The following is a 23,573-nucleotide window of genomic DNA, read 5'->3' on the forward strand; positions in this document are numbered from 1 at the left end:
NGGACCAGGTCCGGTCCACTGGTTGTCCACAGCGTGTGGACAACCAGTGGGGAGCCCCCACGCGCGGGTTTCGTCGTCGGACGCCGGGTCGGCAAGGCCGTGGTGCGCAACCGGGTGCGTCGCCGCCTGCGAGAGCAGGTGCGGGCCCGGTTGGACCGGCTGCCCCCGGGAACGATGGTCGTCGTCCGCGCCCTGCCGGAGGCGGCCTCGGCCAGCTCCGAGCGGCTCGGTCAGGCCCTGGACGACGCGATTGCGCGGGCCCTGCGTGCCCGCCCGGCCGCGGATGGTCGGGGTTCGGACGGTCGGGGCGACGGCGCGCGTGCGCAGCCGGCCCGACCGGCGCGGCTCGTGGTGGGAAGCGGCCGATGACCGTCGGGATGTTCCTGCTCGTGGCGCTGGCCGTGGCCCTTGTCCTTGATCTTGTGCTGGCCTCCGGGCTGGCCCGCAGGCGCCTGCCGACCGTGGCCCGCACCGCCGACGGGGCGGTCCGAGGGCCGCTGGCCTGGGTGTTCGCCGGGCTCGTGCGGCTCTATCGGGCCGGCTGGTCGGGCCGCAACGCCGGCATGTGCCGGTTCGAGCCGTCGTGCAGCGCCTACGCGCTGACGGCGGTTCGCCGCCATGGCGGCATGCGCGGTGGGGCGTTGGCCGTCGGCCGGCTGCTGCGCTGCCAGCCGCTCTCGGCCGGCGGGTACGACCCGGTCCCCGGCGAGCCCACCGACCGGCATGTGCCCTCCGATCGGCCTGCGCCCACCGGCAGGCCGCCGGGTATCGGGACGGATCCCGGAACGACCGCCGATCCGGGAACCAGCGCGGGGCCGGGAGTCGTTCGCAAACCCAGAGGGGTGACGACCGTCTCCGGGCGTGGTAACCGCGCGGTCGCGCCCGGATCACCGGTGCGGTCGCGCCGGCCCACAGGCATGGCTTTCCGTCTCCGGCCGAGGGGACGCGGGCCGAGATCGTCGGTTCCGGTCGCGGACCGTGGGCGTGAGGAGTCCGAACGTTGTTGAATCCCCTTTACCATCTCGCGGCGAACGCGATCGTCTTCTTCCACAAGGGGTTCGCGCCGATCTTCGGCGCCGACAGCTTCTTCGCCTGGGCCTTCTCGGTCGTCCTGCTCGTCATCGCGGTGCGTGTCCTGATCTTCCCGCTGTTCGTCAAGCAGGTGAAGTCGCAGCGGACGATGCAGATGATGCAGCCTCGGATCAAGGAGATCCGGGAGAAGTACGGNCACGACAAGCCCCGCATGCAGCAAGAGATCATGGCGCTGCAGAAGGAGCACGGCAACCCGCTTCTCGGCTGCCTGCCGATTCTGCTCCAGATCCCGTTGTTCATCTCGCTGTTCCACGTGTTCACCCACCTGGCCCCGATGAACGAGGGCCCGAACGGCGCCCTTGTCTGGCGGCCCCGGGTGGGGCTGTCCGCGGACCAGGTCGAGCAGATCGCCTCGGCCAAGGTCTTCGGGATCTCGCTCGCCAGCGAGTTCGGTTCCGACAGCGACTTCGTGCACTTCCTCGGGGTGAACAGCACCCACGTCAAGATCCTCGCGGTCGTGCTGATCGTGCTGATGNGTCTGACCACCTTCATGACCCAGCGGCAGATCATGNCTCGTACCGGGNCGGTGGATCCGCAGCAGGCGATCGTCCAGAAGGTTCTGCTCTACGNCTCCCCGCTGATGCTCGCGATCTTCGGTTTCCGGTTCCCGATCGCGGTGCTGCTCTACTGGCTGACGACCAACCTGTGGAGCATGGGCCAGCAGTTCTTCGTGATCAAGAGGATGCCGCCGGTCCGCCCACTCGCCGCCGGTGGCCGGCTCCCCGGTGCTCGCACCGGCGCCGATGCAGCGCCCACTCCGGCGCGTCCGGCGCCCGGCGTGCGTGCCGGTGCCAAGTCCAGGAACCGCGCGCGGCCGGCGGCTGCGGGCGGCCCGAGCCTGGCCAAGAGCGGCGACTCCGGCGCGGGGGCGATGGCCGCGACGGGCGGCGGTTCGACCGCGGCGAAGGGTGCCGGGGTCAAGGGCGGTGCGGCGAAGGCAGGGCGAGGCTCGTCGTCGGCCCCGCCCGGGACCCGGTCCCGCAGCGGCGCGTCGGCTGCGGCAAAGCCCTCGCAGCCGCCTGCCGCCCCGCCGGTCGCGGGCGCGGCCGGGGGAGCCGATGACGTCCCCGCAGCGGCGCGTTCCACGGCCGCGGGGGGGAAGACTGCGGGAGGGAAGGCCTCGTCGGGCGGCCGTAAGAGCTCACCGGGCAAGGCCGCCGCAGCGGCCGGCAGCGGTGCGGAACCCGCGGCCGTGCCCGCGGCGGGCGACGGCGCGGCGACCCGCCCCGTCCCGGCTCCCGCCGGCGTCCGCCGCCAGGTCGGTGGTTCCCGTCCCGCCAAGCGGCGAGGCAAGGGCAAGCGGCCCGGCGGGCGGCGTTGACCCGGGGAGCCCTTCCCCGGCCGGCGGGCGAACTCGCCGGTCCCCCTGATTTCGTCACGATGCGGGGGCATCCCGTAATCTCTGCTCCGCCGCCCCCTGTTCCCCTGGAGAAGCGCTGATGACCGGTTCGGCACCTGACCTGGCTGTGGATGGAGCTGGAGTCTCCGAAGAGCAAGGCTCCCCGGAGGAGGCCGGGCTCAGCCCGCAGGAGCGGCGACTCGTCGACCTCGAACAGGAGGGGGAGATCGCCGCCGACTACATCGAGGGCCTGCTCGACATCGTCGACATGGACGGCGACCTCGATCTCGACGTCGAGGGTGGTCGGGCTGTCGTCGCGGTGGTCGGCGAGAGGCTCGACAAGCTGATCGGGACCGGCGGTGAGACCCTCGAGGCGCTGCAGGAACTCACCAGGCTCGCCGTCCTGCAGAAGACCGGGAACCGTAGCCGCCTCATGCTCGACGTCGGCGGTCACCGAGCGCGGCGTCGGGTCGAACTCCGTAAGATCGCGACGGCGGCGGCGGAGCGCGCGATCGAACGGGGCAAGCCCGAGACGCTCGCCCCGATGACCCCGTTCGAGCGCAAGGTCGTCCACGACGCCATCGCCGAGATCGACGGCGTCCACAGTGAGTCCGAGGGCGAGGAGCCGAGCCGGCGGGTCGTCATCCTGCTCGGCTGACCCGGCCCCTGGCTGCCCCGGCCCCCGCTCGACCGGCACTCGGCCGCCCGGCATGGGGACGACCGGCGCGCGGGCGTCTCATGCGGAGTGTTGCGCGCGGACCTCGCCGGGCGGGCACAACGACCTCCCCCGCGATGGGGGTCGGTGTCGGGCGCTAGATTCGGGCTGGAGGTGCGGCGGTAGGCGCCGCTGCTGATCGGGGGATGCCGTGCCGCCTGCGGGCCGTCGTCGGCCTGGGCGGTCCACGGTGGTGGCGGCCGGCGCGGTCGCGCTCGGCCTGGCCGGCGTCCTGGGCCTGTTGCACGCCTACCTGACCAGGCCACTCTGGTACGACGAGATCTGGCGGGCGCACTTCGTCAGCGAGCCGCTGGCGTCGTTCTGGTCGGAGCTGACGGTCGCCNACACCCCGTCCGCGCTCGGCTGGCTCGGGATCACCCGGCTCGCGGGCGAGGCGTTCGGTTGGCACTCGTGGTCGCTGCGGCTGCCCGGCTTCGTCGCGCTGCCCCTGCTCGGGGCCGCGATCGTCGTGCTCACCCGCAGGTTCGCCGGGACGACCTCGGCGGTGTTCGCCGCCGGCTGGCTGTGCCTGAACACGACGTTTCTGGACCTCGCCACCCAGCTCAAACCGTACACGGTCGAGGCGCTCGCCGCGGTGTGCATCGTCGTCGTCTGGACCTCGGACCCGCGCGAGCCGCCCGACGAGGTCCCGGCCGCCGGGGCCGCGCGAGGGCCCGACCGTGGCCGCCTGGTCCGGCGGACGGCGGCGGGGGTGCTGGCGCTCGTCGCCGTGCCTGGGATCTTCGTGGTGCTCCCGCTGGTTGCGGTCGACGTGTGGCGGGGCCCGGCGCGGCGGTGGCGGCTGGTCGAGTGCCTGCCCGCGCTCGCCCTCAGCACCGTGCACACCGTCGGGTTCGTCGCCCACCAGTCCAGTCAGCGCAATGGCGACTACTGGGATCGCCAGTTCCTCGCCGGCCGCGGGCCGTGGGCGGCACTGCGGTTCGTCGCCGATCAGGTCCGTGCCACCGTCACCGGCTCGCCGCCGGGAATCGACCGCTTCGACCCGAGCCTCGTCCACGGCACGGTGCCCGCCGGGCCGTTCGGTTCCGCACCGGCCGTCCTGATCGCGGTCGCGGTCGTCGTGGCGGGCGGAACCGGCGTCGTGGCGCTCGCCCGTCACCGGCAGGGCCGGACTCTGCTCGCCGCGCTCGGCGGCGCGGAGCTGATGATGCTCGGCGCGAGCGCCGCTCGGTACTGGCCGTTCGGACCGACCCGGACCAACCTGTACGTGGTGCCACTGCTCGTTGTTGTGGTGGTGGTGGGTGCCGAGCGGGTGATTCGGTCCCTCCTGTCGGCGGTGCGAGGCCATCTGCCCCGCGGCGGGCCCCAGCGGGCCGCTGGGCGCTCGAAGGGTAGTCCCCCAACCCTCACCCTGCCGGGATCCGTGGCCGAGCGCTCACATTCCGTCTTCTCGCCGAGGGTGGTGACGGAAGGCGACGGTACGCTTGCACTCTCCGGGACGCTGGTCCCGACTCCCCCGGCCTCTCCCGCCTCTCCGGCTTCTCCTGTGTCCCCGGCTTCTCCGCCGCCTTCACCCCCGGTCGGCGCCACGCCGGTGCCTGGACTCGCGGTCTCGCGAGTCGNCCTCGCCCGGGCCGCGGTAGCGCTCCCCCTCGCGGCGGTCGTCGCGATCACCGGCTGCGGGGTGCTGCTCATGCAGACGTCGGTGTCGGGCAGCCGTCCACTCTGGGAACACCGGGACCGCCTGCGCGGCCTGGACCTGATGGTCGACGCGGCCATCGTCACCCGACGGGTGGCCCGGCCCGGTGACGTCGTCGCGGTCGGCGGCAGACTGGCCCGTCCGGGTTGGCTCTACGCGATGGAGGCCAGCGACGACGGGCCGCGCGAGCCCAGCGATCTCCAGCCCGGCCCCGCAGGGGATGGCCGCCCGCGGCGAAGCGGCGCCGGCGGCACGGCCGACTCCGCCGCCGGCGAGAGGTCTGCCGGCGAGAGGTCTGCCGGCGAGAGGTCTGCCGGCGAGAGTCCCGCGACTGAGACGTCCGCCGGCGAGGTGTCCGCGGACGGGGTGTCCGCGGGTGGAGGGTCCGCCGGTGGCGCCCGGGTGGCGATACCCGCGCCGCGCCGCGCCGTCCTCGTCGGCCGTTCGGGGGCCGACGGGGTGAGCGTCGTCGATGGCCACCGGCCCGCGGGACGTGCGGCGGATGCCCGGGCGGCCGGAAGCGGCGGGGCAGGTACGCCCGCCCGGATCCCCCGACGGGACACCGTCTTCTTCGGCGGCGCCGCGCCCGCGCTGCTGCGCCAGCTTGCGCAGCGCCCCGTTCCGCCCGGGCACCTGCTCGTCTTCGTCTTCGACATCGAGCGGACGGGCCTGGCTGGTCAGCTCGCGCCGTTGCACCGGGCCGGCTGGTGCGCGACCGAGGACTGGACCTTNCGGCTGACCGGCGTGCTGACCCGCTATGACCGTTNCTCCGCAGGCACCCCGCCGCCCCGGCGGGTCATCGTCGCCTACCACTGACCCGGCCTCCGCCGGTGACCCCGACCATCGGTGTCGGGGCTCGGCGTCCGACGTCACGCCCGAGCGGCGCTACGTCGGTGACCTCGGCCCGCGGTGACCTCGGCCCGCGGTGGCCCCGGGCTCGCAGCGGCGGCTGATGCGGGCCGACGGGACCCGACGGCACCGCGGCGTATGCCCCGCCCGGTGCAGCGGGGATGCTTGTCGGGTGCGCGATCCTCTGCTGCTGTCGTCCTGCCTCTCCCGACCCGCGGTCCCCGGCGGCGGTCCACCCGGCCGGCTGCCTCGGCCGGGGTCCGGCCGGCCCCGCCCACCCGGCGCCGGCACCGCCGCCACTGTCGGTGGTGGCTCAGACGGCGACGGTGGTGCCGACGGCGGGGATGGTGCCGACGGCGGGGATGGCACCACCGGACTGGCCCGGGTGGGTGTGCGATGACCGACTCGGACCCCTCGCGTCCGGTGCGTCCCGTGGGTCCCCCGCCAGCGGCACCGGCGGCCGCGGCCGAGCTGTTCGGCCCGCGTCTCGCGGCGGCGGAGCGTTTCACCGAGCTGCTGGCGACCGCGGGAGTGGAACGCGGGCTGATCGGTCCGCGGGAGACCGACCGGCTGTGGGAGCGGCATGTGATCAACTGTGGGGTTCTCGCCGAGGTCGTTCCCGAGGGTGCCGACGCCGTTGACGTGGGCAGCGGCGCCGGTCTGCCGGGAATTCCCCTCGCGCTGGCCCGCCCGGACGTGCGGGTCGTGCTGCTCGAACCGATGGAACGACGCTGCCGCTTTCTGCAGGAGGTTGTGGCTGCCGTGGGTCTGGAGGAGCAGGTTTCCGTCCTGCGTGGCCGCGCGCCGGATGCCGGAATCGGCCCGGAGGGTCGTAGATTCGGGGTTGCCGTCGCACGCGCGGTCGCCCCGCTCGAGCGGCTGGGCGCAATCCTCCTTCCGATGCTGCAACCGGGTGGTGTCATGCTGGCGATGCGCGGTTCGCGGATCCTGGAGGAGTTGCNGGACGCGCGCGGCAGTCTCNGAACCCAGGGGTGGCATCCCGTGGATGTCGTGGTGTGTGGAGAGGGACGGGTGGACGAACCCACTCGCGTCCTCCGAGCCGTGCGGTCATCCCAGCTCTCCCGGGCCGAAGGCAGGAAAGGGCGCGGCGACGGTGAGCGGCACGATGGCAGACAGGTCAGACGAACGGCGCGGGACTCACGACGATCACGGGAGGTCGATCGTGACCAGCCGACGCGTGGGCAGTCTCGTTCCACGTGAAACAGCGTCGACGGGCCGAGGCGGATCCGTGGGCGGGGGATATCGGGGTCACGACTCCGTCATTCCCCCGCTGGACCCGCTCGACCGGTCGACCCCGATCGGAGCGGCGGCGGCAGCAGCAGTGGAAGCCTTGGCGGCAGAACGACGACAACCATTCCCCCGTCCCACTCGGCGGCGCATCATCTCGGTGGCCAACCAGAAGGGCGGCGTGGGCAAGACGACGACGACGGTCAACCTGGNCGCGGCCCTGGCGTCGCACGGCATCCGTGTCCTGGTGATCGATCTCGATCCGCAGGGAAACGCGTCGACGGCGCTCGGCATCGACCACCACTCCGGCGTCCCCTCCATCTACGAGGTGCTGCTCGGGGACCGTCCGCTTGACGAGGTCATCGTGGCCTCGGCCGAGGCACCCGCGCTGTTCTGTGCCCCGGCGACGATCGACCTGGCCGGTGCCGAGATCGAGCTCGTCTCGCTCGTGGCGCGGGAGAACCGCCTGCACCGGGCCATCCAGAGCATGCAGCGTGAGGTCGACTACGTCCTCATCGACTGTCCTCCGTCGCTGGGCCTGTTGACCGTCAACGCGCTGGTGGCGGCGCGGGAGCTGCTCATCCCGATCCAGTGCGAGTACTACGCGCTGGAGGGACTCGGCATGCTGTTGCGCAACGTGGAGNTCGTCCAGGCCCACCTCAACCAGGACCTGCGCCTGTCGACGATTCTGTTGACCATGTATGACTCGCGCACCAGGCTGGCCGATCAGGTCGTGCACGAGGTCAAGGAGCACTTCGGGGACCGGGTGCTGGGCACGACGATCCCCCGTAACGTCCGGCTCGCGGAGGCCCCGAGCTACGGGCAGTCGGCGCTGACCTACGACCCGACCTCCCGCGGCTCCCTGTCCTACCTGGCCGCGGCCCGTGAGCTCGCCGAGCGGGGCTTCGAGCCGAACGGTGCGGTCAGGTGAGCGCGCGCCGCAGCGGACTGGGGCGCGGGCTCGGGGCGCTCATCCCCGTCGCCCCCCCGCCCGCGGACGGGCCCGACGCCGTTCGCCTCGCGGCCGACGGAGGCCGTCCCGACGGCGGGGGCGGGCCCCTCGGCGCCTTCGGCCTGCGGGGTGGGGACAGCACCGGTCCGCTGCCCGTCCACGGCGCCACCTTCCGCGAGCTGGAGGTCGGGTGGATCGTCCCGAACCCGCGCCAGCCTCGGACGCACTTCGACGAGGACGCGCTGGAGGAACTCGCGGCGAGCCTGCGCGAGGTCGGCCTGCTTCAGCCGGTCGTGGTCCGGCAGGTGGCGCGGGAGCAGTACGAGCTCGTGATGGGAGAGCGGCGCTGGCGGGCGTCCCAGCTCGCCGAGCTGACCCGCATCCCCGCGATCGTGCGGGAGACCGCCGACGACGCCATGCTGCGCGATGCCCTGCTGGAGAACCTGCACCGCCAGCAGCTCAACCCGCTGGAGGAGGCGGCGGCGTACGAACAGCTCCTCAAGGACTTCGGGGCGACCCACGAGGAGCTCGCCGGCCGGCTCGGCCGGTCCCGCTCGCACGTCACCAACACCATCCGCCTGCTCGGCCTGTCGCCGGCGGTGCAGCGGCGCGTCGCGGCCGGCGTGCTCTCGGCGGGGCATGCGCGGGCGCTGCTCTCGCTGCGGGATCCCGAGGCCCAGGACCGGCTCGCCACCCGCATCGTCGCGGAGGGGCTGTCCGTCCGGGCCGTCGAGGAGATCGTCGCGCTGGACGAGGACACGCCGCGCAAGCGCGCTCCGCGCGGCCCACGCTCGACCCCACCCACCCTGTCGCGACTCGCCGACCAGCTTTCGGACCGCTTCGAGACGCGGGTGAAGGTCGACATGGGTCGCACCAAGGGAAAGATCACGGTTGAGTTCGGCTCGCTTGAGGACCTGGAGCGGATCGTCGCGGTGATGTCCCCCGCGACCGCGTCGGACGCCNCTTCGCCGCGTTAGTCGTCCCGGCCGCGTCGCCGTCGTCGCGTCCTCGCCACGACGGCGGGCCCATGACGCCCGCGCCTGCCTACGAACCGGTCCGAGGCGCGGCCTGGTCGGGCGCGGCTGGGCCGGCCGACCCGACGGGAACGCGTCGTCGCGGTGCCGTTCGACGCCGCGGTACCGGCGGTGGCGGTGGCGGCGAACCGGGTTTGATCCCGCTATGTCGCCCGACGGGGGACGCGCGGGAAGCGCGAGGACCGCCGGTTCCTGGAGAATCGCGCTGACGGCCCGGCGGGAGGATACGCGGGAAGTGGCGAGGACCGCCGGTACGGGACGCGGGGGCGCGGCGTCCCGGCGGCGGTCAGGCGGGGTTGCCGGCTTGGCCGACCTTGCGGAGCACGCCCTCCGGCGTCATCGAACCGAGCAGNCGTTCCAGCGCGACCTCGACGTCCTCGCGCCAGCTCACCGTGTTCTTCACCTCGAGACGCAACCGAGGCCACCGGTGATGGGGACGGACCGTCTTGAATCCGACGGCCAGCAGGTAGTCGGCCGGCACCACGCACCGGGTGCCCGAGTCCTGCAGGTCACCGAACGCCTCCNCCGCCTTGANCCCCCGCCGCAGGATCTCCTTGGTGACGGACTGGATGAGGATGCGTCCAAGGCCCTGGCCGGCGAACTCCTCCACGATGAGCGCCGTCATCAGCAGGACCGCGTCCGGTGACACTGGGCTGGTGGGGAAGGCGACCGAGCGCGGCACGTACGCGGGCGGNGCGAACATGACGAAGCCGGCCGGGACGTCATCGATATAGACGATTTTCCCGCAGCTTCCCCATTCGAGAAGCGNCGCGGAAACCCAGGCCTCCTTCTCCAGGTCGGTGGCTCCGGTCTCCTCCGCGCGACTGCGCGCGACCGGATCGAGCTCCCAGAACACGCAGCGGCGGCAGGGCAGCGGCATGTCGTCGATGTTGTCCAAGGTGATGTTCGCGATGCGACGGCTCATCGAAAGGGCACTCCCGCGGTCGGCCACCGGGCCGCCGTCCGCAGCGGTTGCGGGGACGGCGGCCGTGTTGGCCTCAGCCTAGGCCGACCGGCGCGGATCAACCCTCGACGCACCGCTTCCGTTTCACGTGAAACCCCTCTCGCACCCGGAGTGTGTCCGGAGCCGGGTGGCGGCGGGCCGGNGGGCCGGCGCTTCTCCATCCCCGTCGACGAGGGGCCGGCGGACCCGTCAGGCGCGACCGGCAAGCCGGGGGACGTGGAGCTGGCCCGTCGGGGCGTCCAGCTCCGGCGGGAGGAACAGCCGCTGCGTCGCCGCGAGAACCGCCTCGGCGACCGCGGCCCGGAAATCGGTCGAACCGAGCGCGCGGGCGTCGTGATCGTTGGTCAGGTAGCCGAGGTCGAGCCGGACCGTCGGCATCCGGGTGCGGCGGAGCAGATCCCAGACCTTCGGATGGGTGCGGCAGTCCAGCATGTCGGTACGGGAGACGATCTCGCGCTGGACGAGCTGGGCGAAGCGCTCACCGACGGCCGAGGATCCGCGGGCGTTTCCGTAGTAGTAGGCCGATACCCCCTGCGCGTGGCGGGAGGTGCTGCCTTCCGCGTGCAGGGAGATCAGGAGGTCGGCTTCCAGCTCGTTCGCGCGGGCGGCGCGTTCCTCCTCGCTCGGCGACTCGTCCGGGCCGTGGATGAGGTGGGACTCCAGGCCCGAGTCGAGCAGGCGGGTGGTGAGCCGGGCGGCGAGATCGGCCATCAGGTCCCGCTCGCACAGGCCGCCGCTGACGATGCCGAGGTCGTCGCCACCGTGCCCGGGATCGAGGGCGACAACCACCCCCAGCAGTGAGGTGCCGCGGGCGAGCAGGCGGACGGATTCGCGCAGCACATCGGGACGACCACCGGTCACGGTGCGGCGCAGCCGCTTGAGCTCACGCAGCGTCCGCGGGCCGCAGCGGCCGTCCGGATCCAGGCCGCGGTTGCGCTGGAAGTCGCGCACCGCGCTCTCGGTGCGGGGGCCGAAGATGCCGTCGGTCCGGCCGATGTCGAAGCCCATGTTGAACAGGCGCTCCTGCAGCGCGGCCACGTCGTCGCCGACGAAGGGGTGCGCGGCGCTGAAATAGAGCAACCTGTCGCCGAGATTGTGCCGGNCCTCCTCGAGCGCCCGCGCCGTATTCGGACCGAGTATCCCGTCGACGGACAGCCCACGACTCTGCTGGAAGGCCCGCAGCGCATTGTCGAGGTCGCGATCGAACCGGTCGGGGGGAGCGGGCGCCGCACCGCCCGCGCCGCCGGCCGGTTCCTCAGCCGGGCTGTGCACGCCCACCGCGGCGGCCGGGTCGGCGGCCGCGGCGGGCAGCCCGACCCCCTTCGACTCCCCGGGACGGGCCACGGCCGGCGCTGCCTCGCCCCGTTCCCCGCTCTGCCGGGGGGTCACGGGAAGAAAACCGAGATAGGTCAGGGCCGCCCGAACCTCGGCGACGGCGGAATCTTGGTCTCCCAGCCGCAACAGCTTCACAAACGTGTACCTTTCAGCTTGCCTGCCCCCAACGTGTTCCCCGGCGGAACCCGGTGGTCGGGGCCGCCGCGTCGACGAACTGTTTCGCGACTGCCGATTGCTGAATCTCAAGCCTAGGGCATGCCCGCGTGGTCCCGACTGGCCGCGAACGGGATCCTCCGTCATTGACCCAGCGTGACCGACTCGGCCACGCTGTGCTGTGAAATCCCCATTCCCGCCGCCGACCCCCCGCCGGTCCCGCCGGCCAGGCGCCGTCCCCCGGACACGCAGACGGCCCGCCGGCGGGAACGCGCGGCGGGCCGTCGGGGGCGGCCCGCAGGGCGCCCACCCGCCAGGGTGAGCGCACCGCGTGGCCGCGGAGAAGGGCCGGTGGTCAGGAAACGATCAGATGTACGCGGAGAGGTCGCGCAGCAGAGCGGCCTTCGGCTTCGCGCCGACGATGCTCTTGTCCACCTCGCCCTTGACGAAGACCGCCATGGTCGGGATCGACATGATCTGGTAGTTCCGCGCCGTCTCCGGGTTCTCGTCGATGTTCAGCTTGACGATCCGCAGCTTCTCGCCGTGCTCCTTGGCGATCTCCTCGAGGACCGGCCCGACCATCTTGCACGGGCCGCACCACTCGGCCCAGAAGTCCACGAGGACCGGTACGTCGCTCTGGAGGACCTCGGCGGTGAAGGTGCTGTCGGTCACGGGGGTGGTGCCTGCCATTGCTGTTCTCCCTGCTGGATGTGGTGGCGGCTGGAAGTGAGTGGTCGTGGGGTCCGACCCGCGGGGGCGGCGTCAGGCCGGCTGCGGCGCCGGGGTGGAGACCCGCGGGGCCTCGGTGGTCGTCTCGCCGGGACCCTCGCCGGCGGCGATGAAGCGCTCCGCGTCGAGGGCGGCGGCACACCCCGTGCCGGCGGCGGTGATGGCCTGCCGGTAGGTGTGGTCGACCACGTCGCCACAGGCGAACACGCCGTCGAGGTTCGTCTTCGTGGTGGGATGCGCGACCTTGACGTAACCGGCGTCGTCCAGTTCGAGCTGGCCGCGGAGCAGCTCGGTGCGCGGCTCGTGGCCGATCGCGACGAACAGGCCGGTGACTTCGAGTTCGTCGGTCTCCCCGGTGACCGTGTCCCGCAGCCGGACGCCGGTGAGCTTGTCCTCGCCGAGGATCTCGGCGACGTCGGCGTTCCACCGGAACCGGATCTTGTCGTTGGAGAAGGCCCGCTCCTGCATGATCGCGCTGGCCCGCAGCTTGTCCCGCCGGTGGATCAGAGTGACCGACCGGGCGAACCGGGTCAGGAACGTCGCTTCCTCCATCGCCGAGTCACCGCCGCCGACGACGGCGATGTCGTGGTCGCGGAAGAAGAAGCCGTCACAGGTCGCGCACGCCGACACCCCGCGCCCGAGTAGCCGCTCCTCATGCTCGACGCCGAGCTTGCGGTAGGCCGAGCCGGTGGCGACGATGACGGTACGGGCGAGGAACGTCTGGTCCTCGACCCGGACGACCTTCGGGTTGGCGGTGAGGTCGAGCTCGGTCACGTCGTCGGCGACCAGCTCGGCGCCGAAGCGCTCCGCCTGCTGGCGCAGCTTCTCCATCAGCTCCGGGCCCTGCACGCCCTCGGGGAAGCCGGGGAAGTTCTCGACCTCGGTGGTGTTCATGAGCGCGCCGCCGGCGGNGACCGCGCCCTCGAAGACGAGGGGCCGCAGGTTGGCCCGGGCGGTGTAGATGGCGGCCGTGTAGCCCGCCGGCCCCGAGCCGACGATGATGACATCGCGCACGTCGTCTGCCGGTCGATCACCGTGACCGGTGACGTCCTGGACCTGCTGCTGGGCTGTCACACCCGCTCCTTTCACGCTGCGCGATTCCCCGTCAGCCGGGGTGGACCCCGCCGGTGCCCATCGGCCTCGGTGGTGCTTCGCGATCCCTGGTCGTAGGTCTGATCCGTGAAGACGGTGTCCGAGAGCGACAACGGTCTTCGAGGGCGTCTGATTCCATCGTGTGCCCGCCGGTGCCGAGCAGCCAGTGACCACCGGTGTTGCTGGTCACGCTACCTGCGCAACGTGGTCGCGCTGTACCACAGTGCGGCGGAGACGCTGACGACGCCGCAGTGCGCGTCGACGACGAGCACCCGTGCCGCCGCCGGTTGCATGGGGATCGACAGCACGACCAGCAGCGCCGGCTGCCCGTCGTACCGGACGAGGTCGACCGCGAGGATCTCGCCGCCCGACTGGGCGATGAGGCTCTGGTAGCAGGAGCGCAGGTCCGGGGTGTCGAGCAGGGTGCGCAGCCGTTGGCCGGCCGTGGCCGGCGGTGCCGCCACCACGGCGGCGGGGTGGCGTGCGGCGGCCGGGGCGACCGCCTGGAGCGGCACGGCGCCCGTCGCCGCGGCATCCGCCTCGGCGCCCCCCGTCGGGCCGGTCAGCGGCAGGGGCAGCGCCACCGAACCCGCGATCTGGCCCGTGAGCAGCTCCCTGCCGTGCTGGCCGACATCAGCCGGGGCGACGGTCGTCCGCGAATCCGCCATCATGGTCAGCCGGCCCGGCCCGGCTCCGGCGGCCGCGGCGGTCGCATGCCGGCCCTGCGCGACGCTCGATGCCGCGACCGGATGGTCGGCGGCCACCACCCGAAGTCCGTAGAAGGCGAGGACCGCCGCACCGAAGGTGACGAACGCCGCGCAGACGGCCGCGATCGACACCCAGTCCCACCCCGGGGCCGCCCCCACGCCCGGCGCTGGTCGCCGCTCCGGGCGGGCCGCGGGCCGCCGGCCGGGGCCGATCCGCGCCGGACCCCGGACGGGTCGGATTTCGCGCCCGCCGCCGCCTGTGTCGCCGGTGGGCCCACCGCCCCGGGTCCGCGCGCCGGTCTGAGGGGTGCCGGTCTGGGCGGCGCCGGTCTGGGAAGCGCCGGTTGGAGGAGCGCCGGTCGGCGCCGCGGCCGTCGGGCCGGTGGGGGAGCGGCCCGCGTCGGGGGCCGGGCGTGGCGCGGGCGCGTCGGTCGTGGTCGCCTCGGCACCGGGGCGGGCCGCGGGATCGTGCGGCGGGTGGGGCTGGGGAGGCATCCGCGCGGCCAGCGCCGCCTGGATGCGCTCGGCGACGTCGCCCGGCATCGTCATCGCGGCCAGCCGGGACAGGTCGGCGCGGACCTTGCGGAGCGCGGCGATCGACTCCCGGCACACCGGGCAGGTCTCGACGTGGTCACGAGTCGAGCGGGTGACCGGCTCACCACCGGCGACGGCGTCGAGCAGCTCCACGTCGGGATGGTGGTCGTGCCCGCGGGACCGGCGGCCGAGTGGGAAGGCGGGGCGCGCGTGGGCGGGCCGGTGACGGTCGTCCGGCGGGTCGGTCGTCATTGTCGATCACCTCCTCCGGCGGGTCCGGGCGCTGTGGGCCGCGTGGTGGGGACTGCGGCCGGCGGACCGACTGCGGGCGTCCGGCGGCCGCTTCGAGGTGGCCGCCGCATCGTGGTGTCCTACCTCTGAGACGGTGGGCGGCGCCCCGGGGTTCCCGAGCGGCGGGTGACCGAGGAACAGGGCGAGGCGCGCCCGACCCCACGAACAGCGACTTTTCGCCGTGCGGACAGGCACATCGACCAGCCGAGCACCGTCCGCGAAAAGCGGTTCCCGCCCCGCCCGTCAGCACCACGGCCGGGCGGACGCCAGAGCGCCCGGCCGAACCCGACGTCGAGCCGAGACATCGTCACCCTGGGTGCTGCCCGGCCACACCCATCATCGCCGCACCGCCCGCGCCCTCGACATCCGGCCCCACGGCCTCAACCCACGGCCCCACGGCCTCAACCCACGGCCCCACGGCCTCAACAGGCCTCACGGCCTCAACCCACGGCCTCACGGCCTCAGGATGGCCCTACCCCACGGCCTTCCGGCGCGGATCCACCGCCGTGTCCGCATCCAGGCCTGCGAGCAGGCGCAGCCCGTCCTCGGCGGGGCTGTCGGGGGCCGCGGACAGCACCAGCAGCTCCAGGCCTGACGCGTCTGGCAGGGCGAAGTTCTCCTGGTGTAGTTCCAGCAGTCCGACCACCGGGTGCCGGTACGCCTTGCGTCCGTGTGTGCGGGCGCGCACGTCCGCGCGGGCCCAGAGGCGGCGGAAGCGCTCGCTGCCCATCGCCAGCTCGCCGATGAGCGAGGCCAGGCGGGGGTCCTCGGGGTACCTGCCGGCGGCCAGGCGCAGGTGCCCGACGACGTCGAGGGTGCAGTTCTCCCAGTCCGCGTAGAGGCCGCGCTCGGCCTCGTCGAGGAAGATGTGCCGGGCGGTGTTCAGGCCCGGTATCGGCCGGCCGAACAGGAGCCCGGCGAGGCGGTTCCCGGCGAGCACGTCCAGGCGGTCATCCATGATCAGTGCGGGTGCGTCGGTGATCAGGTCGAGGACGCGCGCCAGCTCCGGCCGGACTCGCCCGCTCGGCGCCTTCGCGCGGCGCCGGCGCTGTCGGGCGAGCCGGTGGAGGTGGCCGCGTTCGGTCTCGTCGAGGCCGAGGACGCGGGCGAGCGCGTCGAGGACCTGCTCGGAGGGCTGGGTCGCGCGGCCCTGCTCCAGGCGTACGTAGTAGTCGACGCTGACTCCGGACAGCAGCGCGATCTCCTCGCGGCGCAGCCCCTCGACCCGGCGGCGGCGGTCGGTGGGGATGCCGACGACCGCCGGGTCGACCCGGGAACGCCGGGTCCGCAGGAAGCCCGCAAGATCGTCCATGCCTCCGAGTATGGCCTCGGTGGTGTCCGTGCAGGTGGTCCTGTCGCTACCAGGAAGTCCCGTCCGACGGACGAGGCGCCCCTGAACGCCGGGCGCCGCGGCGCCCACGATCGACTGCACCCGATCCGAAGGAGTTCCCGTGAAGACCCTGATCGTCTACGCCCACCCGGAGCCGACGTCNCTCAACGGCTCGCTGAAGGACCTCGCGGTGTCCACCCTGGCGACCGACGGGCACGAGGTGCGGGTCAGCGATCTGTACGCGATGAACTGGAAGGCGGTCGTGGACGCCGCGGACTACGGCCCCGACGCCTCCCGCCCGCTGAAGGTCGCCCTGGACTCGGGNCGGGCCTTCGACGCCGGGACACTCACCCCGGATGTTCTCGCCGAGCAGGAGAAGCTGCGGTGGGCTGACACGATCATCTTCCAGTTTCCGCTGTGGTGGTACACGATGCCCGCGATCCTCAAGGGCTGGGTGGACCGGGTGTTCACCTACCACTTCGCCTACGGCGTCGGCGAGCACAGCGACACCAGGTACGGCGAGCGTTTCGGCGAGGGCACCCTCGCGGGCCNCAGGGCCCTGCTGTCGGTGACCACCGGCGGCCCGCAGTCGCACTACGCCGCTCGCGGGATCAACGGGCCCATCGACGACCTGCTGTTCCCGATCCAGCACGGCATCCTCTACTACCCGGGCATCGAGGTGNTGCCGCCGTTCGTGCTGTACGGCACCGACCGGATGACCGGCGAGGACTACCCGGACGTCGCCAGGGCCTGGGAGCAGCGCCTGCTCACCCTGGAGTNCACCGAGCCGATCGCGTTCCGGCCGCAGAACTTCGGCGACTACGACCTCGGCTCGCTGCACCTGAAGGAGGGGCTGGAACCCGCGGGTCGCACGGGTTTCGGGCTGCACGTGCGCGGTCAGTAGCGGAAGGTGACCTCGGCTATGGCGCCGCGGTACGGCTTGCCGTCAGCGGGAGTCGGGGAGATCCGCGGCAGCGAGGTCACCCACAGGACCCAGTACTGGGCCTGGGTCAGGTCGGAGGGCATGGCCAGGCTGACCGGGCCGACGGCNCCGGCCTTGGACACCACGGTCTGGTAGCCCTCGATCGAGTCGGCCGGGGAGGCGGCGCTGCGCAGGTCGAACGACACCGGCCCGCCGGCCACCTGCACCGTCACCGACGTGGGGCTGATGGGCTTGTCGAAGTTCAGCTGCAGACCGACGCCTGACTTCAGACCACCGAAGTTGCTGGTTGTGTAGCCCTCGGTGTGNCAGACCGTGGACGGGTTGCCGTCGACGACGTTCCCGACCTCGCTGTCCCTCTCACTGCCGTCGCCGTTGTCCGCGGGGGGATCGAAGGAGTTGACCCTGACCGGCCTCAGGACGGTGCCGCTCGGAAGTGCCTGGGCCGGAGCGGTCGCGGTGGGCGAGGCGCCGCCCCCGTGCCCGCCGCTCTGCGACACGATCACCGCCACCACGGCGACGACGGCGACGACGACGAGAGCGATCCACGGCACCATGCGGCCCCACGAGGACCTCTCCTGGCCGCGTTCCCGCCCCGGGCCGGACGGACGACGGTCCGACGGCGGATAGCCGGCGCGGCCCTCGGGGTAGCCGCGACTGTCGCGGTCGCGGTCGTCGTAGCCGCCACGCGTGTCGAAGCCGCCGCCCCGACCGGCGCCGCCTGCCTGCGGGCCGTACCGGGCGTTGCGACCCTCCTGGGCCCCGGCGGGGTAGCCGCCGGTGTCGGCGTAGCGGCCCGGGGCGGGATAGTCGGCGGTGGCCCCGTAGTCGGCGCTGGNCCCGTAGTCCGCGGTGGTCCCGTAGTCGGTGGAATCGAGGCGGTTGACGTCCATCGCCTCGGTGCTGGCGGCGTACTCACCCAGGCTCATCAGGCCGGTGTCGAGCACGGCGTCGACCGGGTTGATCGACTCCAGCTCGTCGACGAGCTCCGCCGCCGTGGCGATGGGGGTGCCGGCACGCTCGTCGCCGAGGGTGGCCATGGTGATGGCGTCCAGGTCGCGCGGCACCGACGAGGTGACCTGCCGGGGGGTGCGCAGCCGCCCGCCCGAGGTCGGCGCGGTGGNCAGGCCGCGGTCCCCACCGAGGGGCCAGTGGCCGGTGAGCCCCGCGTACAGCAGGCCGCCGAGCGCCCGCAGATCGGCCGCGGCGTCGTCTCCCGCAGCCGTGCCCACCACCCTGGTGGCCTCGGCGTCCTCCCCGTCATCGCCGGTCCCGGCGCGGTCGGGGCCGTCGAGCTCTGCGGGCGTCCCCGACCGCTCCAGCTCGGCGAGCACGCCGCCGATCTCCAGATCGATGATCTTCACGGTGCCGTGGCTGGAGACGATGACGTCACCGGGGTTGAGATCGCCGTGATGGATGCCCCGCTCGTGGGCCGCGGCGATGACCCTGGCCGCGGCGAGCACCACGGCGCCGGCCTGCTCGGGGCGCAGCGCCCCCTGGGCCGTGAGCTGGCGCAGCGTCCTGCCGTCGACCCACTCGGAGACGACGTAGGAGATGCGGCGTGATCCGGTGGTCGTCGTCGTGGCGTCGTAGGTGGAGGCGGCACCCGGGTGCACGAGCCGGCCGGAGTTGATGGCCGCGGCGAGCAGGCGCCGGGCGGCCTGTTCCCGGTTCGGGTCCGCGGCGGCGCCGTTGTCGCCCGGGCTCGTCGGGCCGTGCTCGACGATGCGTACCGCGACCGGCCGGGCGAGCACGTTGTCGTCGCCGCGCCAGAGGGTGACCGGCCCGCGACTGGTGAGCGCGGAAAGCAGGCGGTAGCGGCGGTCGAGGACGGTCTCGGCGAGGACCGTGGTGCCGGCGGGGGTCGCGGAGCTCCGAGCATCGGCGGCGGTCAGCGTCACGTCGTCGACGTCCTCAGCCTGCGGTCGGTTACTTCCGTCGACCACAGCGCCTCCGTCGTCCACGGGCCAGACGGGGACGATCCGCCGTCGGGCTTCCCTACCTCACCCGGGCAGGGGTCCNCCCAGTGTGCCGTGACCGTGGGNGGAGACCCCGAAATCCTTCGTCGCCCGGAGCTTGTCGCCACGGTGAACGACGTGACGAGCGGAGGCTGCGCCTGGTTCACCGGCGACGTTGGGCGGGGCCCGCGCACAGCGTGTCCAGTGTACGAGGATGGCCGGAGGATCTCGCGAATGTCTTGGGACAACCCGCCCTTGTGTACCGGCTGTGACGATGGCCGCCAAGTCGCCTCTGGTCGGCCTTCGGGGCCGCCGGCCCGGCCGGGTCCGGATAGGCCCCCACGGGGGCCNGAAGGACGTTTCCCCCGACGACGACGGAGCCGCCGGCGGTCGTCGGGCTCTCGTCCAGCCATGCGCGTCGCGGCGAATATCCGCCGTATACCTACGTATCAGTAGTGTAATCCCTGGGTGTTACTCGACTACACCGCGTTAGGTTGACGAAAGGGTCGGCGGGTACTGCCGGCCTCGCCCACACGGGCATTGCCCGACCGTGGTCAGCAGGAATTCGCCGGGTCGGGCTGGCCCGTTGGTGCCCGCCGCGGGTGTCGGTCGGCCGTCTGCGCCGGCCCGGGCCGGGCCGGCGCGGGCCGGGCCGGGCCGGCGCGGGCTCCGCGCGGTCAGCGCCGCCGCGGCGTCCGCCCGTTCCGGCGCGTGCCCGTCGCAGGTCCCGACCGGTCGTCCGGGTCGTCCCGCCGCGGTGGCGTGGGGGCGCGTGCCCCGGTCCGCGACGACGGCTCCCGGCGGCCCGCGCGGTCGGTCCGGTCGGTCCGGTCCGCGCGGGCCGGCCGCCCGGTCCGGCCGGCGGCTGTCGGCGCGGCGGTCGGCCCGCCGGGCCTGCCCCGCCCGCGACGCAGGCGGCCGTTGACGACCTCGGTCAGCGCGTTGACCTCGTGCACGTTCATCCGTCTGGCGACCGCGATGAACAGCGCGCCGCCCACGACGGCCGCGATCACCACCGCGATCCCGGAACTGAGCCAGCCCGTCCCGATCACCGCTCGGATTCCTCGGGCCAGCAGGGACGCGATGACGGCGCCGAAACCCGCGGCCACCGCGACCTGGGTGATCACCCGGGCGGTGCGGTTGCCGTCGACGCCGCCCAGCCGTCGGCGCAGCAGGATCGTCGTGGCCGCGAGCCCGACCAGGTAGGCGAAGGCGAAGGCGAGAGCCAGCGCCGGCGCGCGGTGCTGCTCGGGCACCAGCACGGTGAGCACCACCGCGCCCAGCACGTTCACCGCGACGACGCCCATGTTGACCAGCGCCGGCGTCCGGCTGTCCTGGTAGGCGTAGAAGGCCCGCAACTGCACCTGGAACAGCGAGAACGGCACCAGCGCCAGCGCGAAGGCGCTGAGCGTGTCGCCGATGTCCACCGCGGCGTGGTACCGGACCGCGCCGTGGTAGAAGACCGCGACGGCGATCGGGCGCCCCAGGGCGAGGATGAACAGGGCCGCCGGCACGATGGCCGTGACCGCGACCCGGGTCGCGGTCGAGATGTCCGCCCGGACCAGATCCCGGCGGCCCTGGGCGGCGTGCCCGCTCATCCGCGGCAGCAGCGCCGTGATCACCGAGACGCCGATGATCGCGTAGGGAAGCTGGAAGATCTGGTAGCCGTAGGTGTAGATCGTGTAGGCGGTCGACGCCGTCGACAGATTGACGATCACCAGATAGCCGATCTGGCTGACGATGACGAACAGCAGCGTCCAGCCGGCCAGCCGGGCCGCCGAGCGCAGTTCGGGATGGCGCAGGTCCAGCCGCGGGCGGTACCGGAAACCGACCTTGCGCAGCGACGGCAGCAGGGCGAGCGTCATGGCGACCACGCCCAGCGTTGTCCCGCCGGCGAGCACGGTGATCTGCGCGTTGCTGATGGCCTTCGGCCCGTCCACCCCGGGTGGGTGCGGTCCCGACACGACGTAGACGAAGGCCACGCACGTCGCGATGACGATCAGGTTGTTCAGGATCGGCGCGAACATCGGCGCGGCGAAGGACTGCCTGACGTTGAGGATCGCGCCGATCGTCGCGCCCACCCCGTAGAAGACGATCTGGGGGAGGAACCAGCGCAGCATCTCGGTGCCCAGCGCGCGCTCCGCCGACCCCGCGTGCAGGTAGGCGTCGGTGATCCAGGGCGCGACCAGCATGCCGACCGCCACCGCCGCGCCCAGCCCGAGGATCATGATGGTCAGCAGCGAGGAGGCGAACCTGTCCCCGCCGTCCGGGTCCTCCTTGGCCGCGCGCACCATCACCGGGACGATGACGCTGGTCAGGATGCCGCCGAGGAGCAGGTCGTAGAGGACGTTCGGGGTGGTGTTGGCGACGTTGTAGGCCTGGCTGACCCCGCTGGTGCCCAGCGCGGCGGCGATCGCGACCGTACGCAGGAAGCCGGACGCCCGGGAGACGATCGTGCCGATCGCCATGATCCCGCTGGCCTGGCCGAGGCTCGGCCCGGACTTCCCCGCGCCGGACTTCCCCCGACGGGCGGTCGTCGGCTGTGCCCGCGTCGGCTGTGCCCGCGTCGACGGCGCCCTGGTGGACTGGGCGCTCGGGGGTGGTGGGGTCGCCGCTTTCGCGGTGGACGGCTTCGCGAGCGCGGTGGTGGCCGCCGCATCGGCGGGGCGCGGGTTCCGTCGACGGGACGGGTCGCGCCGGGCGGTCCGTCCGCCCGTCTCGCGGGGGGTCGGGGTGCGGGGGCGGGCGGCGCGGACGTCCCTGAGGTCGTCCTGCCCGACGCCGCCGCCGTAGCCCACGTTGCCGCCGTCCCCGCGGCCGCCGCCGTCGCTGACCTCGCCGACACGGCCGCCGGCCCGCGGGTCGGCGACCGGATCGTCGCGCCAACCGCCGAGGGCGCCGTCGCGCTCAGCGCCGCGGCGGGCTTCGCCGCGGCGGGTTTCGTCGCGACGGTCACGGGAGCGGGGGTCCCGGCCTGCGCGGCCGTCCCGAGCCTCGGGAGGCAGGGCGGTGTCCCGTCCGCGGCCGCCGTCCCGTGCGCGGCCGTGCTGGTGCGACTCCGGGGGGATGCGCCGGACGTTGCTGCGCGGAAGCGCGACCGTCGGCCGGGACTCGCCGAGCGACGGCCGGCGCCGTTCGCCGGCGAAGCGCCGGGGGCGGTCGTCGGGATCCGGCTGCTGCTCCCGCGACCCACGCCCGGTGAAGTCCGAACCGGCGGAACCCGCATCGATGGAACCCGCATCGATGGAACCCGGTCCGGCGGGACCTGAACCGGCGGGACCTGGACCAGCGGAGCCTGGACCGGTGAGTCGGCCGACCTGTGCGGGCGGCGGGCCGGGTTCCGCCTGCGGCCTTCGTCCGGGCATCGGACCTGCCGGCTGCGGGCTGGGCGGGGTGGGCAGCCTGGTGGTTCGCGTCCCGTCGACGGGCGCGGCGGGCTGGACCCGCCCAGGTGCCGCGGAGCCAGGACCTCGCTCGGACGGGGGGGGCACCCCGGGGGGAGGCGGTGGTGTCCGCGGCGAGGACGGCAACTTCCGGGTCGCCTCCGCAGCCGCGGCCCGCGGGGAACCGGGGGATGGGACCGGGCGCGCCGCGGCGCCGTCCCGGGGGTCGGCCCATCGGTCGTCGCCGCCGCGGGGCGCGTCGAACCGCCCGGCAGGGTCGTGATCGCCGAATCGACGCTCGGGGTAGGCCGCCCGCCGTGCCCGCCCGGGGTACTGCCCGTCCGTAGGCGGCCCTTCGGCGTACGCACCATCGGCGTACGAGTCGTCGACGTAGGAAGCGTCGACGTAGGAATCGCCGGCGTACGGCTCATCTCCGTGCGGCCCACCTGCGTTCGGCCGTTCTGAGTACGGTCCGTCGCCATAGGACTGATGCGTGTAGTCGCCGTCCCGGCGGCGGTAGCCGTCGTGCCGATCCCGGTAAATGTCGTCCGGGATGCCGGGCTGGCCGTCGGGACNGGGGTACCGATCGGCTGGATCGAGATACCGCTGGTCGAGGCTCGGGTATNGCTCGTCGCNGTCCGGGTGCGGCCCACCAGGGTCGGGATGGGAGCGGCCGTCTCCCGGGAAGGATCGGCCGCCGCCCGGGTACCGCTGGTCGCTGCCCGGATAGGAGCGGTCGGGGTCGAGGTGGGGCTGGCCGGCGCCGTCGGGCCACTCGTCCGCCCGGTGGTCCGGGTCGCCGGCGTTGTCCTGCCACGGATCGCGACCACGACTGCCACGGCCCGCCCGGGGGCCGGTGCCTCCCCGGCGGTGCCGGGGACCCGAGCCGCCCTCCCCCTCGGGGGTCACGGGCCGCTCCGTCGCCGGCGGGACGGAACCTGGCCGGTGGCCGCGTCCCGCTCGGGGGCGACGTGTTCCGCCGCGACGCCGTGGCCGGGATCGGGCAGATGCTCCCGGTCCTGCTCCCGGTCCTGCTCCCGGTCTCGGTCCTGCTCCTGGCCGGTCCCGGGCGCCAGGCCGCGGGCGGCGGGCGCGCTGGCCGGCCCGCGACGCGCGGCGTAGGAGAGGTCGGTGGTCGGGGCGCCCGTCGACCAGCCGGAGGCAACCGTGGCGGGGCGGTGTCGGACTCGCTCCCGGGGCGGCCCGGCAGCGCCGCGCCGCCTGCCGCGCCGGTACCCGGGTCCATCCGGCCGTCCGGAGCCGTCGTG

At 73.6% G+C, this 23,573-nt stretch carries 12 protein-coding genes and 21 pseudogenes; 18 read left to right on the top strand and 15 right to left on the bottom strand.

The window, feature by feature from the left end; genetic code table 11:
• Position 1 precedes the first annotated feature (1 nt).
• The 14 genes and pseudogenes from rnpA to UK94_RS17055 form a co-directional block, all read left to right on the top strand.
• A pseudogene (gene rnpA / locus UK94_RS17020) lies at positions 2 to 369 on the top strand (ribonuclease P protein component); the annotation flags it as partial.
• Positions 366 to 1,007 (top strand): membrane protein insertion efficiency factor YidD, encoded by a 642-nt coding sequence (yidD, locus tag UK94_RS17025; RefSeq protein ID WP_083866963.1) that lies wholly within the window; start codon positions 366 to 368, stop codon positions 1,005 to 1,007. The pseudogene rnpA and the gene yidD, both read left to right, overlap by 4 nt.
• On the top strand, positions 1,001 to 1,227 hold a 227-nt coding region (locus UK94_RS55395; protein WP_235488319.1), incomplete at its 3' end, for a YidC/Oxa1 family membrane protein insertase. The genes yidD and UK94_RS55395, both read left to right, overlap by 7 nt.
• Before the next feature lies 1 nt (position 1,228).
• Positions 1,229 to 1,567, top strand: a pseudogene (locus tag UK94_RS55400) (YidC/Oxa1 family membrane protein insertase); the annotation flags it as partial.
• A 49-nt stretch (positions 1,568 to 1,616) separates the two neighbouring features.
• Positions 1,617 to 1,661, top strand: a pseudogene (locus UK94_RS55410) (hypothetical protein); the annotation flags it as partial.
• Between the two features lies 1 nt (position 1,662).
• A pseudogene (locus UK94_RS55415) lies at positions 1,663 to 2,413 on the top strand (hypothetical protein); the annotation flags it as partial.
• A gap of 118 nt (positions 2,414 to 2,531) precedes the next feature.
• Positions 2,532 to 3,089: a R3H domain-containing nucleic acid-binding protein gene (locus UK94_RS17035; protein ID WP_011607915.1), complete on the top strand. Its 558-nt coding sequence runs from the start codon at positions 2,532 to 2,534 to the stop codon at positions 3,087 to 3,089.
• A gap of 1,641 nt (positions 3,090 to 4,730) precedes the next feature.
• Positions 4,731 to 5,537 (top strand): annotated as a pseudogene (locus UK94_RS55420) (hypothetical protein); the annotation flags it as partial.
• A gap of 514 nt (positions 5,538 to 6,051) precedes the next feature.
• Positions 6,052 to 6,616, top strand: a 565-nt coding sequence (rsmG, locus tag UK94_RS17045; protein ID WP_235488321.1) for a 16S rRNA (guanine(527)-N(7))-methyltransferase RsmG, incomplete at its 3' end; no start/stop codon positions are given.
• A 21-nt stretch (positions 6,617 to 6,637) separates the two neighbouring features.
• Positions 6,638 to 6,876, top strand: a pseudogene (locus tag UK94_RS55425) (16S rRNA (guanine(527)-N(7))-methyltransferase RsmG); the annotation flags it as partial.
• A partial coding sequence (locus UK94_RS55430) for an AAA family ATPase (RefSeq protein ID WP_313949530.1) occupies positions 6,782 to 7,115 on the top strand: 334 nt, incomplete at its 3' end. The pseudogene UK94_RS55425 and the gene UK94_RS55430, both read left to right, overlap by 95 nt.
• Before the next feature lies 1 nt (position 7,116).
• Positions 7,117 to 7,546 (top strand): annotated as a pseudogene (locus tag UK94_RS55435) (AAA family ATPase); the annotation flags it as partial.
• 1 nt (position 7,547) lies between these two features.
• Positions 7,548 to 7,834, top strand: a pseudogene (locus UK94_RS55440) (ParA family protein); the annotation flags it as partial.
• A partial coding sequence (locus UK94_RS17055) for a ParB/RepB/Spo0J family partition protein (RefSeq protein WP_235488323.1) occupies positions 7,831 to 8,817 on the top strand: 987 nt, incomplete at its 3' end. The pseudogene UK94_RS55440 and the gene UK94_RS17055, both read left to right, overlap by 4 nt.
• Positions 8,818 to 9,242: 425 nt before the next feature.
• Here the strand turns inward: UK94_RS17055 and UK94_RS55445 are convergent.
• From UK94_RS55445 to UK94_RS17085, 11 genes and pseudogenes are all read right to left on the bottom strand, one after another.
• Positions 9,243 to 9,413, bottom strand: a pseudogene (locus UK94_RS55445) (GNAT family N-acetyltransferase); the annotation flags it as partial.
• A gap of 11 nt (positions 9,414 to 9,424) precedes the next feature.
• Positions 9,425 to 9,583, bottom strand: a pseudogene (locus tag UK94_RS55450) (GNAT family N-acetyltransferase); the annotation flags it as partial.
• 1 nt (position 9,584) lies between these two features.
• Positions 9,585 to 9,657, bottom strand: a pseudogene (locus tag UK94_RS55455) (GNAT family N-acetyltransferase); the annotation flags it as partial.
• Position 9,658: 1 nt separating this feature from the next.
• Positions 9,659 to 9,814: pseudogene (locus UK94_RS55460) on the bottom strand (GNAT family N-acetyltransferase); the annotation flags it as partial.
• Between the two features lie 228 nt (positions 9,815 to 10,042).
• Positions 10,043 to 10,955: N-acetylmuramoyl-L-alanine amidase (locus tag UK94_RS17065; protein ID WP_235488324.1), on the bottom strand; the 913-nt coding region annotated here is incomplete at its 5' end.
• A gap of 1 nt (position 10,956) precedes the next feature.
• A pseudogene (locus UK94_RS55465) lies at positions 10,957 to 11,323 on the bottom strand (peptidoglycan-binding domain-containing protein); the annotation flags it as partial.
• A gap of 384 nt (positions 11,324 to 11,707) precedes the next feature.
• Entirely contained in the window at positions 11,708 to 12,031 is a 324-nt protein-coding gene (gene trxA / locus UK94_RS17070) for a thioredoxin (RefSeq protein WP_011607908.1), read from the bottom strand.
• A gap of 72 nt (positions 12,032 to 12,103) precedes the next feature.
• Positions 12,104 to 12,981 (bottom strand): thioredoxin-disulfide reductase (trxB, locus tag UK94_RS17075; RefSeq protein WP_235488326.1); only part of this gene is annotated, 878 nt, incomplete at its 5' end.
• 1 nt (position 12,982) lies between these two features.
• Positions 12,983 to 13,144: pseudogene (locus tag UK94_RS55470) on the bottom strand (FAD-binding protein); the annotation flags it as partial.
• Between the two features lie 209 nt (positions 13,145 to 13,353).
• A complete protein-coding gene (locus tag UK94_RS17080) occupies positions 13,354 to 14,655 on the bottom strand; it encodes a hypothetical protein (protein ID WP_235488328.1) in 1,302 nt (433 codons plus the stop codon).
• A 511-nt stretch (positions 14,656 to 15,166) separates the two neighbouring features.
• On the bottom strand, positions 15,167 to 16,006 hold the full coding sequence (locus UK94_RS17085; RefSeq protein WP_055750639.1) for a helix-turn-helix transcriptional regulator: 840 nt from the start codon (positions 16,004 to 16,006) through the stop codon (positions 15,167 to 15,169).
• A 181-nt stretch (positions 16,007 to 16,187) separates the two neighbouring features.
• On the opposite strand from UK94_RS17085, the pseudogene UK94_RS55475 reads away from it, so the two are divergent.
• The 4 pseudogenes from UK94_RS55475 to UK94_RS55490 all read left to right on the top strand — a co-directional run.
• Positions 16,188 to 16,348, top strand: a pseudogene (locus tag UK94_RS55475) (flavodoxin family protein); the annotation flags it as partial.
• A 1-nt stretch (position 16,349) separates the two neighbouring features.
• Positions 16,350 to 16,575 (top strand): annotated as a pseudogene (locus tag UK94_RS55480) (NAD(P)H-dependent oxidoreductase); the annotation flags it as partial.
• A gap of 1 nt (position 16,576) precedes the next feature.
• Positions 16,577 to 16,706, top strand: a pseudogene (locus UK94_RS55485) (NAD(P)H-dependent oxidoreductase); the annotation flags it as partial.
• 1 nt (position 16,707) lies between these two features.
• Positions 16,708 to 16,803: pseudogene (locus UK94_RS55490) on the top strand (flavodoxin family protein); the annotation flags it as partial.
• 1,000 nt (positions 16,804 to 17,803) lie between these two features.
• Here the strand turns inward: UK94_RS55490 and UK94_RS55505 are convergent.
• The 4 genes and pseudogenes from UK94_RS55505 to UK94_RS17105 all read right to left on the bottom strand — a co-directional run.
• A pseudogene (locus tag UK94_RS55505) lies at positions 17,804 to 18,087 on the bottom strand (serine/threonine protein kinase); the annotation flags it as partial.
• 1 nt (position 18,088) lies between these two features.
• Positions 18,089 to 18,910: pseudogene (locus UK94_RS55510) on the bottom strand (serine/threonine protein kinase); the annotation flags it as partial.
• Positions 18,911 to 19,599: 689 nt separating this feature from the next.
• Positions 19,600 to 22,287: a murein biosynthesis integral membrane protein MurJ gene (gene murJ / locus UK94_RS17100; RefSeq protein WP_235488330.1), complete on the bottom strand. Its 2,688-nt coding sequence runs from the start codon at positions 22,285 to 22,287 to the stop codon at positions 19,600 to 19,602.
• 923 nt (positions 22,288 to 23,210) lie between these two features.
• Positions 23,211 to 23,573, bottom strand: a pseudogene (locus tag UK94_RS17105) (hypothetical protein); the annotation flags it as partial.

Origin of the sequence: Frankia sp. AvcI1, from assembly GCF_001420875.1 — a bacterium.
Taxonomy (GTDB): domain Bacteria; phylum Actinomycetota; class Actinomycetes; order Frankiales; family Frankiaceae; genus Frankia; species Frankia alni.

Coding starts and splice junctions, on each gene's coding strand:
- yidD (WP_083866963.1), top strand. CDS start 366: ATGACCGTCGGGATGTTCCTGCTCGTGGCGCTGGCCGTGGCCCTTGTC.
- UK94_RS17035 (WP_011607915.1), top strand. CDS start 2,532: ATGACCGGTTCGGCACCTGACCTGGCTGTGGATGGAGCTGGAGTCTCC.
- trxA (WP_011607908.1), bottom strand. CDS start 12,031: ATGGCAGGCACCACCCCCGTGACCGACAGCACCTTCACCGCCGAGGTC.
- UK94_RS17080 (WP_235488328.1), bottom strand. CDS start 14,655: ATGACGACCGACCCGCCGGACGACCGTCACCGGCCCGCCCACGCGCGC.
- UK94_RS17085 (WP_055750639.1), bottom strand. CDS start 16,006: ATGGACGATCTTGCGGGCTTCCTGCGGACCCGGCGTTCCCGGGTCGAC.
- murJ (WP_235488330.1), bottom strand. CDS start 22,287: ATGCCCGGACGAAGGCCGCAGGCGGAACCCGGCCCGCCGCCCGCACAG.